The following is a 15,979-nucleotide window of genomic DNA, read 5'->3' as shown; positions in this document are numbered from 1 at the left end:
CATTTATCCCTTGTTAGTGCCTGTTCCCAGACGTGTGCCGACACCGTCACGGTTTTGCAGCGCGCGCCACCAGTCTTCGTTGTCCAGATACCATTGCACGGTTTTGCGCAAACCCTCTTCCACAGTGACGGAAGGGTGCCAGCCGAGTTCCTCGTTCATGCGGGTGGGGTCAATGGCATAGCGCGCGTCATGGCCCGGGCGGTCGGCCACATAGGTGATCAGATTTTTATACGAATTTGTTTTATGCTCTGCCGCTTCGCCCGAAGGCGCGGGAGCAGGGCGCAGATCATCCAGAATTTCGCACAGGGTTGTGACCAGTTCCAGATTGGTACGCTCGTTCTCGCCGCCGATGTTATAGCTGCGACCTACAGCGCCGATCGCCAGCACCTTGAGCAGGGCATCGGCGTGATCCTCGACATAGAGCCAGTCACGTACGTTATCGCCTTTGCCATAGATCGGCAGCGGTTTGCCCGCCAGCGCGTTTAGGATGACAACCGGCACCAGCTTTTCGGGAAAGTGATAGGGGCCGTAGTTGTTGGAGCAATTGGTGAGCACCACAGGCAGGCCGTAAGTCTCGTGCCATGCGCGCACCAGATGGTCCGACGAAGCCTTCGAGGCAGAGTAGGGCGAGCGCGGATCATAGGGGGTGTCTTCGGTAAACTGGCCGGTGGGGCCGAGACTGCCGAAGACTTCATCTGTGGAGATATGGTGAAAACGGAAGCTGTCAGGCTTGCCGCGCGCTTCCCAATACGCGCGCGCGGCCTGTAGCAGGGTGAAGGTGCCGATCACGTTGGTTTGAATAAACGCCCCCGGCCCGTCGATCGAACGGTCGACGTGGGATTCGGCGGCCAGATGCATGATGGCATCGGGCTGGTGGGTTTCAAATGCCGCGGCCATGGCATCCGCGTCGCAGATATCAGCCTCTATAAAGGTGTAATTGGCGCTTTTTGCGGCCTCTGCCACGTTATCGAGGCAGGCGGCATAGGTGAGTTTGTCAATGTTGATCACCTCGTGGCCGCGCGCGATAGCAAGGCGCACCACGGCCGATCCGATGAACCCCGCGCCGCCGGTAACGATCAGTCTCATGCTGTGGCCTCATAGGTGAAAGGCGATTTGAAATCCTTGAGCAATGGCGCGGCTTCGTCCTTGGGCGACAGTATGGCGCCCCCTGCGGGCAGGCCCCAGTTGATGCCGATGTCGGGATCGTCAAAGCGCACGGCCCCGTCACATTCGGGGGCGTAATGATCGGTGCATTTGTAGATGATTTCGGTGTCGGGTTCGCGGGTGACAAATCCGTGTAAAAAGCCTGCGGGAATCCACAGCTGGCGCCCGTTTTCAAAGCTCAGCTCTTCGCCGACCCACTGGCCGTAGGTGGGCGAGCCGACACGGATATCAACCGCCACATCATAGAGTGTGCCGCGTCCGCAGCGCACCAGTTTGCCCTGCGCGTGCGGGGGCGACTGGAAATGCAGGCCGCGCACGGTGCCGGCAGCGGCGGAAAACGAGTGGTTGTCCTGCACAAAGTCGATTTCCAGACCGGCCTTGCGCATGGCCTGCACATTCCAGCTTTCGGAGAAGAAGCCGCGGTGATCGCCGTGGCGGGCGGGGGTGATGATCATCACACCGGGCAGTTTGGTGGGCTGGACGTCAAGCATGGCGGCTCCTGAAGTAATATCTTTGCGGGTTTGTCATAGTGGCTTGCGCCTGCAATGAAAACCTTATCCCTTACGAGCGGGCATAGACATCTTCATAACGGATGATGTCGTCTTCACCCAGATAGCTGCCGGTCTGGACCTCGATCAGCACCATCGGCAGTTTTCCGGGGTTTTCCATGCGGTGCGTGGCCCCCAGCGGAATATAGACAGACTGGTTTTCGCTGATCAGCTTTACCTCTTTGTCCACGGTGACGCGCGCGGTGCCTTCCACCACAATCCAGTGTTCAGAGCGGTGGTGGTGGCTTTGCAAGCTCAGCGCTGCGCCGGGATTGACCACGATGCGTTTGACCTGAAACCGCCCCCCCACAGCGAGGCTTTCGAACCAGCCCCACGGGCGGTGGTCGCGGGGAAACTGGGTGGCTTGTTTTGCGTCTTTGGATTTCAGCAGGGCGACAGCCTCTTTCACCCGCTGGCTGTCGGATTTGCGCGCCACCAACACGGCGTCTGCCATGGCAACGGCGACGATGTCGTCCAGACCGATGCCGACCAGTTGCAACCCCTCCGTATCCGAGCGCAGCAGCGTATCGGTGCAATCAATGGCATGGGCCGCGCCGGTGCAGACGGTGCCGGTGGCATCGGGCCCTTCCTCGGCCCAGACCGCCTCCCAACCGCCCAGATCGGACCAGCCGGCGGCGTAGGGCATTACCGCAAGGTTGGCTGCCTTTTCCATAATCGCGTAATCCACCGAGATATCGGGCAGGGTGGCCCATGGGCCGGCGGCCAGACGGGTGAAGCCCAGATCGGCCTGCGCCCCTGCAAGGGCTGCGCGCACGGGCTCCACCAGATCGGGGGCGTGTTGATCATAGGCGGCAAGGATGGCACGGGCGGAAAACAGGAATATCCCCGCATTCCACAGGAAATTTCCCGCCGCCAGCATTTCGGCGGCGCGGGTGGCGCAGGGTTTTTCAACAAAGCGCGCCAGTGGTTGCGGGGTTTGCGCGGCCGGGTTGGCATCGCGCGCCAGTTCAAGATATCCGTACCCTGTTTCGGGTTTGTCCGGCGTGATGCCGAATGTGACCAGATCACCGGCCTGCGCGCGTGGGTGGGCGGCCTCCAATGCCGCCAGAAACGCGCCCCCGTCGGGGATTACATGATCGGACGGGGCCACCAGCATCAGCGCATCCGCGTCATCTTGCGCCAGCATCAAGGCTGCGGTCAGCACGGCAGGGGCGGTATTGCGCCCCTCGGGTTCGATCACGATGGCTTGGGGGGATTGATGGATCGCGGCCAGTTGCTCGGTCACGATAAAGCGGAAATCCTCGCCCGTCAGCACCAGGGGGGGCGCAAAACCCGCCCCTGCAAAGCGGCGCGCAGAGGCCTGGAACAGGCTTTCCTCACCCATTAGCTTCGAGAACTGTTTGGGGTAGGATTTGCGCGACAGCGGCCACAGCCGTGTGCCCGAACCGCCCGCCAGAAGAACAGGATGGATCGGCGGTATGGTCTCGGACATGGGGTGTGCTCCGCTTGGGGGTCTTGGGTATCATCGACAAGTTAGCGCAGATTTATAGCAAAATCATGGCAAAGCGAATGGCAGCCCGGCGTTTACAGCCGCCCCAGCATCGCGGCCAGCCACAAAGAAGCCTGCCCCAGCCTGCCCTGACGGTAAAACCCCGTTTTGCGCAGCATTGCGATGCGCGCGCGCGGTCCTTGTGTACGGGCGCGGGCGAAATGGCGCAGCAGGGCGCGGTTTTCCTCTGTCAGATGTGCCGCCGATACCTCAAGCGCTGCGATGTTGATATCGTTCCAGCGCCGGAACGTGCCGGTAAACAGATGGCGCAAGCGGCGCAGGGTGGCGAGCATACCTCGGTTGGCGCCAATCAGGTTTCCCGCGTGCTGGCGGTACAAAAGCACGGCTTCGGGATCGAAGATCACCCGCGCGCCGGCCCCTGTCATCAATTGGTAAACCCACCAGTCATGCACGGCCACTTCGCCTGTGCGCGCGGCTGCCGTGCGCGCCAGATCAAGGGCGGCACGGTTGAGCATGATGGTATTGCCCGCCGCGATATTTTGCACCAGCGCGTTGCGAAACCCTGCCGGTTTGGGCGGCAGCCGTGAAATCCGGCGATTGGAGAGATCGTCATCACATTCCCATGTGCGCGCGCAATAAAGCTGCGGGTCTGTGTTGCCCAGCTGTGCCACGGCGCGCGCGATCTTGTTTTCCAGCCAGACATCGTCCTGATCGGAGAAACACGCCATGTCAATATCCTCGGGGCAGCGCGCCAGCAGGCTGAGGAAATTGGCCGCCGATCCCTGCTGCGGCCCCTCCAGCACCTGCAGGGGAAGGGCGGGGTGCGCAGTGGCAAAGCGGGCCAGAATATCGCGGGTGGCATCGGTCGAGCCGTCATCGCTGACAAGGACCAGCGCGGGCGGATGGGTTTGCGCGGCAAAGCTGTCCAGCTGTTCGGCCAGATTTCGGGCACCGTTGTAGGTGGCAAGCAGGATGGCAACAGCAGGAGCGGTCATGGCGGGCCTTCGCGGACGGGTGCCAATCTTTTGGCAATGGTTTTGACCTATGACAAGCGCAGACAAGACGCAACGCAGGGGAGACGCATATGCCGGTCACGGGGGATGGAACTGTTGTCACAGGGCTGGGCGGTGCACGCGGTTTTGGCGAACAGGCGATCGCGCGCAGCGATGATGCCACCACGCGGCTGGATCTGCGCGCGGTGTTCGAAGACGGGCTGAACTATTTCGGGCGCGCCTATGATGGAGACAATATTTACCTCAACACCAACGGTACGGTCACGCTGGGGGGGCGGTTTCTGTCCTATCCTGTGGCGGGCAATGCCAATACCGCGCGCGATATGATTGCGCCGTTCTGGGCGGATATTGACACGCGGCTGGACGGTGAGGGGTTCGAGAGCGGCGGCATCTGGGTGGATGTGGACGCGGCGCGCGATGTGGTGACAATCACATGGGATGCGGTGGGGGTGTACCGGCGCCGCGCGGATGCGCCCAACACCTTCCAGTTACAAATGTTTGACCGTGGCGGCGGCAATTTCGACATCGTCTACCGCTATGACACAATCGGCTGGACCATCGGCACGGGCGAGGGGGATGTGGGCGCGCGCGCGGGTCTTTTTGTGCGCGAGGGCGCACCGCTGCTGATCGAGACACGCGATGGCTATGACGTGCTGGGCGATCTGGACGAGCGGTTGGGCCCTGACGGGCGGCCGGGCCTGTGGATTTACGAGATGCGCGGCGGCGCTGTGGTGAATCTGGAACCTGTCGGCCAGGACATCACCGGCGGCGCGCGCGGTGATGTTCTGGAGGGCGGCCCTGCGGATGATGTGATGGACGGCGGCGGCGGCAATGATGTGTTGAACGGCGGCGGTGGCGCGGATGTGATCGAGGGGGGCGCGGGGGGCGATACCCTGAACGGTGGCGCAGGCAGCGACACGCTGGAGGGGGGTGCCGGAGAAGACAGACTGGACGGGGGAAGCGGCAATGACGTGCTGTTGGGCGGCTTTGGCAACGACCGCGCAAGTGGCGGCGCGGGCAACGACCGCCTGGGCGGTGGGGGTGGCAATGACAGGCTGGATGGCGGGACAGGCAATGACACGCTGGAGGGGGGTGCGGGCAACGACTATCTGACCGGCGGCGACGATGACACCGGCGCGGATGTGCTGGAGGGGGGCAGCGGCGATGACACCCTGGAAGGCGGCGCGGGCAATGACCGCCTGAATGGTGGTGCAGGCAATGATATCCTGCGCGGCGGTGCGGGAAACGACACGCTGCGGGGGGGTGACGGGGCGGATACGCTTGATGGCGGGGCCGGGGATGATCTGATCTTTGGCGGCCTCACGGATGCGGATCTGCGCGATGTGATTTTCGGCGGCGATGGCAATGACACCATCGAGGGCGGCCATGGCAATGACGCGCTGCGCGGGGATGCAGGCCACGACCGCATTGCAGGGGGCTTTGGCGCCGATACGGTCATTGGCGGGGGCGGCAATGACACTCTGACAGGCTCGGCCTTTGGCGATCTGATGTTCGGCTCTGACGGGAATGATTTCATCAACGGCGGTTTCGGCTCCGACCTGATCAATGGCGGGCAGGGGGGGGATGCGTTTTTCCATCTGGGCATTGCCGGTCACGGCAGTGACTGGATTCAGGATTTCAGCCACCGGCAGGGTGATTATCTGGCCTACGGGGGCGGGGCCGCATCGGCGAACCAGTTCCAGATCAATTATGCCTCCAAGGCGGGGGCAGGGGCGGCGAATATTGCCGAAGCCTTTGTTATCTACAAACCTACAGGCCAGATTCTATGGGCGCTGGTGGACGGCGCAGGGGCGCGCAGCATCAATTTGCAGATCGGCGGAGATGTCTTTGATCTAACGACCTAGGCAGACTGTTTGTATTTTGTGTTTTGCCGAGAAAACCAACCCTGCCCTATAGTTAAGTAAGTTAAGTTGCAAAAACAGGCCGTTTTTTGAAATTTTCTTTGTGCTGGGGCATTTCTGCCGTACAGTATGGCTAAATATTTTATTTTTTTTATGAGTTCTGTGACGCCTTGCCGGTGCCACAACCGGTTTTTCAAACAACGTTTTAACCACAATCTTTTTGGGGGATTTTGCAATGAGTTCTGTACTTCTTTTTAAAGCAAATGATGGCGGCACTGGCAGCGAGACATGGCTGACCAATGCAGATGGCACATCGGCCTCGCTGATTGAGCTGTTTCCCGGCACAGGCGGGTCGGGACCGACGCTTCACACACAAACACTGGACGGCGATCTTTACTTCGGAGCAAGAGATCCGGACAGCGGATACGAGCTGTTCAAATCTGATGGCACAATTTCGGGCACCGGATTGTTTGCCGACATCGAGTTCGGGCCGGATGATTCGTCTCCTTTAACTGCCTCGCTTACAGCCTCGAAGGTGATCGGGGAGACGATGTATTTCACTGCTTATGATGGTTCCGCCGGAAGTACATACACGGGTCGCGAGCTGTATAAGACAACCTCTGATGGTCCGCCTGAAATGGTGCGCGATGTGTACAACGGCTCAACCAGTTCCATTCCGAGTTATTTTGTAGATCTCGGTGGCAAATTGCTTTTCTCGGCGCGTGACGGGATATCCGGTCGCGAATTGTATACCTCGGACGGGACCGAAGCAGGCACCCAGAGAGTTATTGATATCGAAAGCGGTGCAGGCGACTCCAGCCCGTTTATGTACCAAAGCAATATTCTGAACGGCAACTTGTTTTTCTCGGCGTATGACAGCACCGACGGCAGAGAGTTGTGGAAGACCGATGGCACTGCCGCGGGCACGGTGCAGGTGCGCGATATCAATCCTTTCGGGGCAGGTGACAGCAATCCCTCACGCATGATGGAACTGAACGGCACGCTATATTTCGCGGCCGATGACGGCACCAACGGGAGCGAGCTGTGGCGCACGGACGGGACCGAAGCGGGCACAAACATTGTCACCAACATCAATACAACTGCCGGGGATGGTTCAAACATCTCCCGATTGGCCAAGCTGGATGATGCACTGCTGTTTTTTGCCGATAACGGCTCCAACGGGCAGGAGTTGTGGACCTCTGACGGGACAGCATCGGGCACCACGCTGGTGCGCAATATCAATCCCGCCGGCAATGGCTTTGTCGGTGCGGTAAACCCCGATGGGGATCATATCATCAATTTCAAAGGCAAAGGGTATTTCATTGCCGATGACAACTCTAACGGGCAAGAGCTGTGGGTCACAGACGGCACCGCTGCCGGCACCAGAATGTTTATGGATATCGATCCCGTTGGCGGCAGCGCTCCCAGAAATCTGATGGTTGCAGATGATCTGATGTACTTTTCTGCCGATGACGGCACCACGGGCCGTGAGCTGTGGGTGACGGATGGCACAGAGGCAGGCACACATCAGGTGCAGGACGTTCGTGTCGGGCCCAATGGCAGCGGTGCCACAGCGCTTGGTGTGATCGACATCAACGTAGCGCCCGAGGCGGCAACGCTGAGCAGCGATACCACACCTGAAAACGGTGCGGTTGGCACAACGGTCGGCACATTGGCGGCTGTGGATGCGGATGGCGATGCGCTGACCTATACGCTGACCAATGATGCGGGCGGGCGGTTTGCCATCAATGGCGATCTGCTGGTGACGGCACAGGCGCTTGATTTCGAGACAGCGCAAAGCCACTCTGTAACAGTGCAGGCGGCAGATCCTTCCGGCGCCACCTCCAGCCAGACCTTTACGGTGAATGTGAGCAATGTTGTCGAAGCACCTTCCGCCCCGGCATTGAGCGGGAATATGGTAACCGAGAACAGTGCAACAGGCACCACGGTGGGCACGGTTTCCGCGGCAAACCCCGAAGGCGGAGCGGTTACGTTCTCGCTGGTGAATAATGCAAACGGGCTGTTCACGCTGAACGGCGCCCAGTTGCAGACCGCAGGCAACATCGACTTCGAAGCGGGTGCGACACAGTCTGTGACCGTGCGTGCCACAGGGGCCAACAACACCTTTACGGACAGCACCTTTACGGTGTCGGTGATGGATGTGAACGAAGCGCCCGGCGCGCCGGTTCTGTCGGGCAATACGGTTGCTGAAAATGCCGCCGGTGCCACAGTTGGTACGCTGTCGGCCATGGATCCTGACGGGGATGCCGTGACCTTCATGTTGAGCGATAATGCAAACGGTGCCTTTACGCTGAACGGCAATACCTTGCAGACCACCACGGGCCTCGATTTCGAGCAAAGTGCAACGCAGTCGGTGACCGTACAGGCGCGCGATGCAGGCGGTCTGACCTCCAGCCAGACGTTTACCATCAATGTGACGGATGTGGATGAAGTCGTATCGACTGTTGGTGTCACTTTGATCGGCACCAATGCCGCTGAAAACCTTACTGGTACGGCCCGCGATGATCTGCTGGCAGGGGGTGGCGGCAACGACACCCTGATCGGTCTGGAAGGCAATGACACACTGCGCGGCGATGATGGCACCGACAATCTTGTCGGCGGTGCCGGTGACGACCTGCTGGTGGGCGGCGAAAGCGAGAACGACCGCCGCGATAACCTGTTCGGGGGTGCCGGTAACGACACAATCCGCGGCGGCTATGGCAACGACGAGGTGCGCGGTGACGCGGGCGACGATGTTGTCTCGGGCGGCTTTGGCGGCGATACGGTGATCGGTGGTACGGGCAACGACAGCATCACCGGCTCTGCGTTGGGGGATTTGCTGTTCGGCTCGGACGGCGATGATTTCATCAACGGCGGTTTCGGCTTTGACCAGATCAATGGTGGCAACGGGGCGGATGAATTCTTCCATCTTGGTGTTGCCGATCACGGCACCGATTTCATTCAGGACTATGACGCGGCTGAAGGCGATGTTCTGGTGGTGGGGATTGCAGGGGCCACGGCCAGCGATTTCCAGGTCAACTTTGCCGCACGCCCGGCATCGGGTCTGGCCAGTGTCGAGGAGGCATTTGTGATCTACAAGCCCACCGAGCAGATCCTGTTTGCATTGATCGACGGCGGCGGACAGAGCGAGATCAACATCCAGCTTCAGGGCAACGTGTTCGATCTGCTGGCCTGACCACCACAGCCCGACCCCGCAAAAACACAGACACCGAAAAAACACTGGCCCCGCAGGAGACATCCTGCGGGGCTTTTTGCCGGGGGTGAAGATTTTGCCGCACCGGCAAGAGGATGAAAAAGCGTATTATTTTATAGACGCGGGAATGTAAGTATGGGAATTCTACGCTTGCACATCCGATACATACTCATGCACCTGCAAAAGGATACCCAAAATGGCCCGCATCGACATCACCCCAGCGTTCATCAACTTTATGAACAAGGCAACCCTCAACCCGCTGGATGTTCTGAACCAGCTGGACCTGACCGGTTTCGACGAGTTGGATTCGGTTGATATCGATCAGCCCGAGACAGTGACGGTAAGCAGCAACGCAATTACCTCCACCCAGGGCAATGTCGAGCTTGAGTTCCGCGGTTACGGGTTTGCCCCTGTTTCTTCCTACGAAGCTTTCGAGGCAGCCGTGATGAACAACACGGCACAGGGCACGATCACCAATCTTGAGGTGCGTCAGGACGGATCGCCTGTTCTCAGCGCCGCCCTGACCGCAAACAGCCTGACCGTAAGCGGGTCCGGACGCGAGCTTGTGATCGAGGGCAGCTTTCCCACCGGCTTCAGGGAAGTGACGGACCTGATCTATGCGGTCGAAGAGTTCATGGACGGATTTATATATGTCGACGCCGCCGAGCAGGCCGATCTGGAAGCACGTATCGCGCGCTATGATCTTACTTCTGCAGCGCTGCGCAAGGATGGCGAGACGCTGGCCGAGATCGATCTGGGTGCACGCAGTGTCGAAATCGAACTGACGCAGGATGTGGACATCACCTTTAACGGTACCTTCGCAGGGGGGCTGGACGGCGGGCTGACCAGCTTGGGGCTGGTGGCATCCATTCTGGGTAATGGAGAGTATTACACCGAAGACGGCATCACGCTGCGCAATATGGTGATCAGCGGCGAGAACGATGCGCCGTTCTTTACCGTCTCGGGCCCCGTTGTCGAGGGTGACTTTTTCGAACAGGCGCGGCTGTTCGTGGACGGGCGTGAAATGTCTTATTTCACCATGGGCATGGATGTCCCGTCGGATGCTGCACATGTGGAAACGGCTGAATCCAACAGCAACGGTCTTGGTGTTCTGATGGCGGGTTTTGGCGGTAATGACACGCTGACAGGTGCGGAGAACCCCGACATTCTGGTGGGTGGTCCGGGCAATGACAGCCTGTCGGGCATGGCGGCCAGCGACACGATCTATGGTGGTGACGGCGGCGATGTGATCATCGGCGGTGCCGGTAACGACATGCTGGTGGGCGGTGCCACGGATCAGGACCGCCGCGATGTGATTTACGGCGGCGAAGGCAATGACACCATTGACGGCGGCTATGGCAATGACGAATTGCGCGGCGATGCGGGCAACGATGTGATTGCCGGTGGTTTCGGCGGCGATACGGTGATTGGCGGCACAGGGAACGACACGATCACGGGATCGGCGCTGGGGGATATGCTGTTCGGCTCGGACGGGAATGACTTCATCAACGGCGGTTTCGGCTATGATCAGGTCAACGGCGGGGCGGGGGCGGATGCGTTCTATCACCTTGGCATTGCCGATCACGGCTCCGACTGGATTCAGGACTATGCCGCGATGGACGGTGACACGCTGGTGTTTGGTAACACAAACGCCACACGCGCGCAGTTCCAGATCAACGAAGCGTTCAAGGAGAATGCAGGCGCGGACGATGTGGCCGAGGCCTTTGTCATCTACCGCCCCACGGGCCAGATCATGTGGGCGCTGATTGATGGCATGGGGCAGGACGAGATCAACCTGCGTATCGGCGGCGAAACATTTGACCTGATGGCGTAAGCCTGACGGTTTTTGCCATCGTTAGATATCTGGTCTAGACTATGGGGGAGTGGCCTTTTCGGGCCGTCCCCCTTTTTGCTTTCCCCACAGGAGAACGGCCATGAACGTCGATATCTACGCCCCGACTGCTCAAGACGATCTGAGTTTGAAAGAGCTTCAACTGTATCATCTGATCATGGACTACCGTGCGGAAAACAATCTGCCGGCCCTGCCTTTGTCAGCCGATCTGACGCTGGTGGGCGGGCGGCACACGCTGGACACGGTTCACAACATCTGGGAGGCGGGGGTGGTCCTGCCGGAAGGGACCAACCTGCACAGCTGGTCGGATGCTTATTACTACAGCGATCACCGCAGCCCCGAAGTGATCTGGGAAGCGCCCGAACGTTTGGGTACCGATTATCCGGGATACGGGTTTGAAATTGCGGCGGGAGGTTATCTGACGATCGAAGATACGCTGGCGGCATGGAAAGCGTCACCCTCGCACAATGATACCATCCTCAATCAGGGGATTTTTTCGGATACGGTCTGGAACGTCATCGGCATCGGTGTCGAGGGGAGTGAGGACACGCGCGGCGGCTTTGGTAATTTTGGCAACCGTTTTTACAGTGTCTGGTTCGGGCGCGAAGCAGACGGCACCGCCCCCAGAACCCACGGCACAAACGACAGCGAAATGATCAAGGGCACCGGTTTCACCGACCGTATTCTGGCAGGCGGCGGCGATGATACGGTGGTGGCCGGTGACGGGGCCGACACAATCAACGGCGGCGCGGGGGATGATGTGATCTATGGCGGTGAAACATCCGCCGATCTGCGCGATTTCATTCTGGGCGGCGCGGGTAACGACAGTATTGCAGGTGGCTATGGCAATGACGAATTGCGCGGCGATGCGGGCAACGACACCATCGCCGGCGGCTTTGGCAGTGACACGGTGATCGGCGGTACCGGCGATGACCAGATCACCGGCTCGGCATTCGGTGACCAGCTGTTTGGCGGTGACGGGAATGATTTTATCAACGGCGGCTTTGGCTCTGATCTGGTGAATGGTGGCGCGGGGGCGGATGAATTTTTCCATCTCGGCATTGCCGATCACGGCAGCGACTGGATACAGGATTATTCCGCCGCACAGGGGGATGTGCTGGTCTTCGGGATCGAAAGCGCCACTGCCGCGCAGTTCCAGATCAACTCCGCCTTCACGCAAACCGCAGGTGCGGATGATGTGGCCGAGGCCTTTGTCATCTATCGCCCTACAGGCCAGATTATGTGGGCGCTGGTGGATGGCATGGGAGAGGACGGGATCAACATCCGCATTGACGGGCAGACCTACGATTTGATGGCCTGAAAATCATGCCGTAATTTTTGCGATATATAAACCAATAGAGTCGATGAAGGGGCAGGCCGCAGGGTCTGCCCTTTTCGCGTTATCCGCCACAGGAGAATGGCATGACAGTCGACATCTACGCCCGCACCTTTCAGGATGATCTAAGCCTGAAAGAGCTGCAATTGTACCGCTTGATCATGGACTACCGCATTGAAAACGATCTTCCGGTATTGCCGCTGTCGGCTGATCTGACGCTGGTGGCGGGGCGGCATACGCTGGATACCATCCACAACATCTGGGAGGCAGGGGTGACACTGCCCGAAGGGGCCAACCTGCACAGCTGGTCGGATGCCTATTACTATCGCGACCACCGCGCACCCGAAGTCATCTGGGAGGCGCCCGAACGGCTGGGCACCGATTATCCGGGCTACGGGTTTGAAATTGCGGCGGGGGGGTTCACCAGTATTGAAGGCGCGCTGGAGGGGTGGAAGGGGTCACCCTCGCACAACGATGTGATCCTTAATGAGGGCGGTTTTGCCAATACGGTCTGGAACGCCATCGGCATCGGAGTCGAGGCTGATCCGGATGCGCGCGGGGGTTTTGGTGATTATGGCAATCGTGTTTACCACGTCTGGTTCGGGCGCGAGGAAGACAACGAGGCGCCCAGAACCCTTGGTACAAGTGCAGGCGAGATGATCGAGGGCACGGGGTTTAGCGACCGTATTCTGGCAGGGCGCGGCGATGATACGGTGCTGGCCGGTGACGGGGCCGACACAATCAACGGCGGCGCGGGGGATGATGTGATCTATGGCGGTGAAACATCCGCCGATCTGCGCGATTTCGTTCTGGGCGGCGCCGGTAACGACAGTATTGCAGGTGGCTATGGCAATGACGAATTGCGCGGCGATGCGGGCAACGACACCATCGCTGGCGGCTTTGGCTGCGACACGGTGATCGGTGGCGCGGGCGATGACCACATCACAGGCTCGGCATTCGGCGACCAACTGTTTGGCGGTGACGGGAATGATTTTATCAACGGCGGCTTTGGCTCTGATCTGGTGAATGGTGGCGCGGGGACGGATGAATTTTTCCATCTCGGCATTGCGGATCACGGCAGCGACTGGATACAGGATTATTCCGCCGCGCAGGGGGATGTGCTGGTCTTTGGCGATACCGGTGCCACTGCCGCGCAGTTCCAGATCAATGCAGGCACCACGGATCAGACAGGGGCCGCGGATGTGGCCGAGGCATTTGTGATCTATCGCCCCACGGGCCAGATCATGTGGGCGCTGGTGGATGGCATGGAACAGGAGCAGATCAATCTACAGATTGACGGGCAAACATTTGATTTGATGGCCTGACGCGGCTCTGTGCGGCTTATTCCCTTAACGCGGCTCTGAAACGGCGCGTTGGTCTTTGTGCTGCGCGCTATTTTGATCTGCATCGGTTGACGCAAGCGCGCGGGTGCGGGAAAGTTGCGGCAGTTTCAACGCCCCCCCCCCGTCAGGGACAGCCCTAAAGAGAGACCGCAGATGGATTTTTTCCCCCGCAATGGCACGCTGAATGCCAGCAACGATGTTTTGTCTTTGACAGGAACCGCGGCGGAAGATCGATGGAATTTTGACGCCAGCATCGGCACACCTGTGGTGATCAGCTATTCCTTCCCCACACAGGTAGCCGCCTATGACAGCTATTCCGGCGCACAAAACGGGTTTGACGGGTTCACGCCTGCGCATCAGGTCCATGCACGCACGGCGCTCGACAGTTGGGAGGTCACTTCGGGTGTCACTTTTGTGGAAGTCCCCGCAGAGGTGGGCGGCGATATCACCTTCGGCTTTATCGATATGGAGGGGCGCACCAATGCCACGGGCAATCCGCTCAGCGGGTTCGCGTATTACCCCGGCACCTACACCAGAGAGGGCACGGAAGCGTCGGAATATGTCGTGCGTCACAACGGCATTGGCGGTGATATCTTCATGAACCGCGATTACTATCTGGAGAATGCAGGTACCATGGCGCCAGGCATCCGCGGCTACATGATCTTGCAGCACGAGGTAGGCCATGCCTTGGGGTTCAAACACCCGTTTTCGGGTGATCCGGTCATTCAAGCGAGCCATGACAACGGCGCCTATACCATCATGTCCTATGACCGCTCTTCTCGCGAAACGCAGCTTGGTACCGTTGACAAGGAGGCGATGGCGCTGGTGTACGGCGCGCCCGCGCTGTCGCTGGAGGCGGCGTGGGATAATGCAACCGCAACCATGCAGATCAGCGGAACAGAGCGCGCCGATACGCTGCTGGGGAGCCATCTGGATGATGTGATAACGGGCGGCGCGGGGGATGATGTGATCTCGGCGGACGGGGGCGACAACGCCCTGTCGGGCGGCGCGGGCAACGACCGCTTTGTCGCGCGGGCGGGCAATCACACGATTGATGGTGGCACGGGAACCGATCGCGTGTTGATGGACGAATACTTCAATCTCTCGAACCTGTCGGGCGCACAGGGGCGGCTGGTCTATGAGGGGTATGAATTGCACGTCGAGATGGAGAATATCGCCGAAATCTGGTTTGATACCCGCAGCTCCGGTGGCACGCTTGATATCCGCGACACGCTGGATCTGTTCGGCACCCCCGCCCCCGTCCGTGAGGGCAGCGCGGAAGATGATGCGCTGAGCGGCACCGATGCGCGCGACCACCTGAACGGAATGGGCGGTGACGATACCCTGAGCGGCGGGCTGAGCAATGACACCCTGAGCGGCGGCGCGGGCAATGACAGATTGCAGGGCGGTGACGGCAATGACCATCTGGATGGCGGGCAGGGTGATGACCTGCTGGACGGCGGCTATAACGATGACCGGCTTGCGGGCGGCGACGGGGCCGACACGCTGACGGGTGGTGATGGCGCCGATACGCTGGCGGGCGGCGCGGGCAATGACAGCATCACCGGCGGCACGCTGGCCAGCGACAAACGCGATGTGATTTACGGCGGTGCGGGCAACGACACCCTTCAGGGCGGATACGGCAACGACGAATTGCGCGGTGACGGTGGTGATGACGTGATTGCGGGCGGCTTTGGCGGCGATACGGTGATTGGCGGTGCAGGCAACGACACGGTGACCGGATCGGCGCTGGGGGATATGCTGTTCGGTTCTGACGGGGATGATTTCATCAACGGCGGTTTCGGGTTCGACCGCATCAACGGCGGCGCGGGGGCGGATGCGTTTTTCCACCTTGGAATTTCGGACCACGGCAGCGACTGGGTGCAGGATTACACCAGTGCGCAGGGCGATACGCTGGTGTTTGGCAACACGAATGCCACGGCGGCGCAGTTCCAGATCAACACCGCCACTACCACAGGCGCAGGTGCCGCGGGGGTGGATGAAATCTTTGTCATCTACAAACCCACAGGCCAGATCATGTGGGCGCTGGTAGACGGTGCAGGGCAGGACGAAATCAATCTCCAGATTGACGGCAGCGTGTTCGATTTGATGGCTTAACACCCTGATTTGTTTGAAATGGTAGAAAACGACGCTAGGGAACTCTTGGTGGTTGTCG

The 15,979-nt window shown here is 59.8% G+C and carries 10 protein-coding genes; 6 read left to right on the top strand and 4 right to left on the bottom strand.

The features are described 5' to 3' along the window. Nucleotides 1-3 precede the first annotated feature (3 nt). The 4 genes from rfbB to OS189_RS16890 all read right to left on the bottom strand — a co-directional run bounded on the left by rfbB (nt 4) and on the right by OS189_RS16890 (nt 4,178). Nucleotides 4-1,086: a dTDP-glucose 4,6-dehydratase gene (gene rfbB / locus OS189_RS16905; protein WP_267168517.1), complete on the bottom strand. Its 1,083-nt coding sequence runs from the start codon at nt 1,084-1,086 to the stop codon at nt 4-6. Next, nucleotides 1,083-1,655, bottom strand: a complete 573-nt coding sequence (gene rfbC / locus OS189_RS16900) for a dTDP-4-dehydrorhamnose 3,5-epimerase (RefSeq protein WP_267168516.1) — start codon at nt 1,653-1,655, stop codon at nt 1,083-1,085. The genes rfbB and rfbC overlap by 4 nt, the downstream gene beginning before the upstream one ends. Nucleotides 1,656-1,725: 70 nt before the next feature. After that, the gene (locus tag OS189_RS16895) at nt 1,726-3,165 is read right to left on the bottom strand and encodes a mannose-1-phosphate guanylyltransferase/mannose-6-phosphate isomerase (RefSeq protein ID WP_267168515.1); all 1,440 of its coding nucleotides are present in this window, start codon (nt 3,163-3,165) and stop codon (nt 1,726-1,728) included. 92 nt (nt 3,166-3,257) lie between these two features. Further along, nucleotides 3,258-4,178 (bottom strand): glycosyltransferase family 2 protein, encoded by a 921-nt coding sequence (locus tag OS189_RS16890; RefSeq protein ID WP_267168514.1) that lies wholly within the window; start codon nt 4,176-4,178, stop codon nt 3,258-3,260. An 89-nt stretch (nt 4,179-4,267) separates the two neighbouring features. On the opposite strand from OS189_RS16890, the gene OS189_RS16885 reads away from it, so the two are divergent. The 6 genes from OS189_RS16885 to OS189_RS16860 all read left to right on the top strand — a co-directional run bounded on the left by OS189_RS16885 (nt 4,268) and on the right by OS189_RS16860 (nt 15,921). Next, nucleotides 4,268-6,061, top strand: a complete 1,794-nt coding sequence (locus OS189_RS16885) for a nidogen-like domain-containing protein (protein ID WP_267168513.1) — start codon at nt 4,268-4,270, stop codon at nt 6,059-6,061. Between the two features lie 232 nt (nt 6,062-6,293). Next, entirely contained in the window at nt 6,294-9,254 is a 2,961-nt protein-coding gene (locus tag OS189_RS16880) for an ELWxxDGT repeat protein (protein ID WP_267168512.1), read from the top strand. 214 nt (nt 9,255-9,468) lie between these two features. Beyond that, nucleotides 9,469-11,106 (top strand): calcium-binding protein, encoded by a 1,638-nt coding sequence (locus OS189_RS16875; RefSeq protein ID WP_267168511.1) that lies wholly within the window; start codon nt 9,469-9,471, stop codon nt 11,104-11,106. 100 nt (nt 11,107-11,206) lie between these two features. After that, nucleotides 11,207-12,445, top strand: coding sequence for a hypothetical protein (locus tag OS189_RS16870; protein ID WP_267168510.1), 1,239 nt, complete (start codon nt 11,207-11,209; stop codon nt 12,443-12,445). 101 nt (nt 12,446-12,546) lie between these two features. After that, on the top strand, nt 12,547-13,785 hold the full coding sequence (locus tag OS189_RS16865; protein ID WP_267168509.1) for a hypothetical protein: 1,239 nt from the start codon (nt 12,547-12,549) through the stop codon (nt 13,783-13,785). Nucleotides 13,786-13,956: 171 nt separating this feature from the next. Then, nucleotides 13,957-15,921, top strand: coding sequence for a matrixin family metalloprotease (locus tag OS189_RS16860; protein ID WP_267168508.1), 1,965 nt, complete (start codon nt 13,957-13,959; stop codon nt 15,919-15,921). The last annotated feature ends 58 nt before the right edge of the window (nt 15,922-15,979 follow it).

The sequence above is a fragment of the Sulfitobacter sp. F26169L genome, assembly GCF_026410285.1.
Classification (GTDB): domain Bacteria; phylum Pseudomonadota; class Alphaproteobacteria; order Rhodobacterales; family Rhodobacteraceae; genus Sulfitobacter.
The sequence above is the reverse complement of the archived record's forward strand: the minus strand, read 5'-3'. Positions and strand labels throughout refer to the sequence as shown.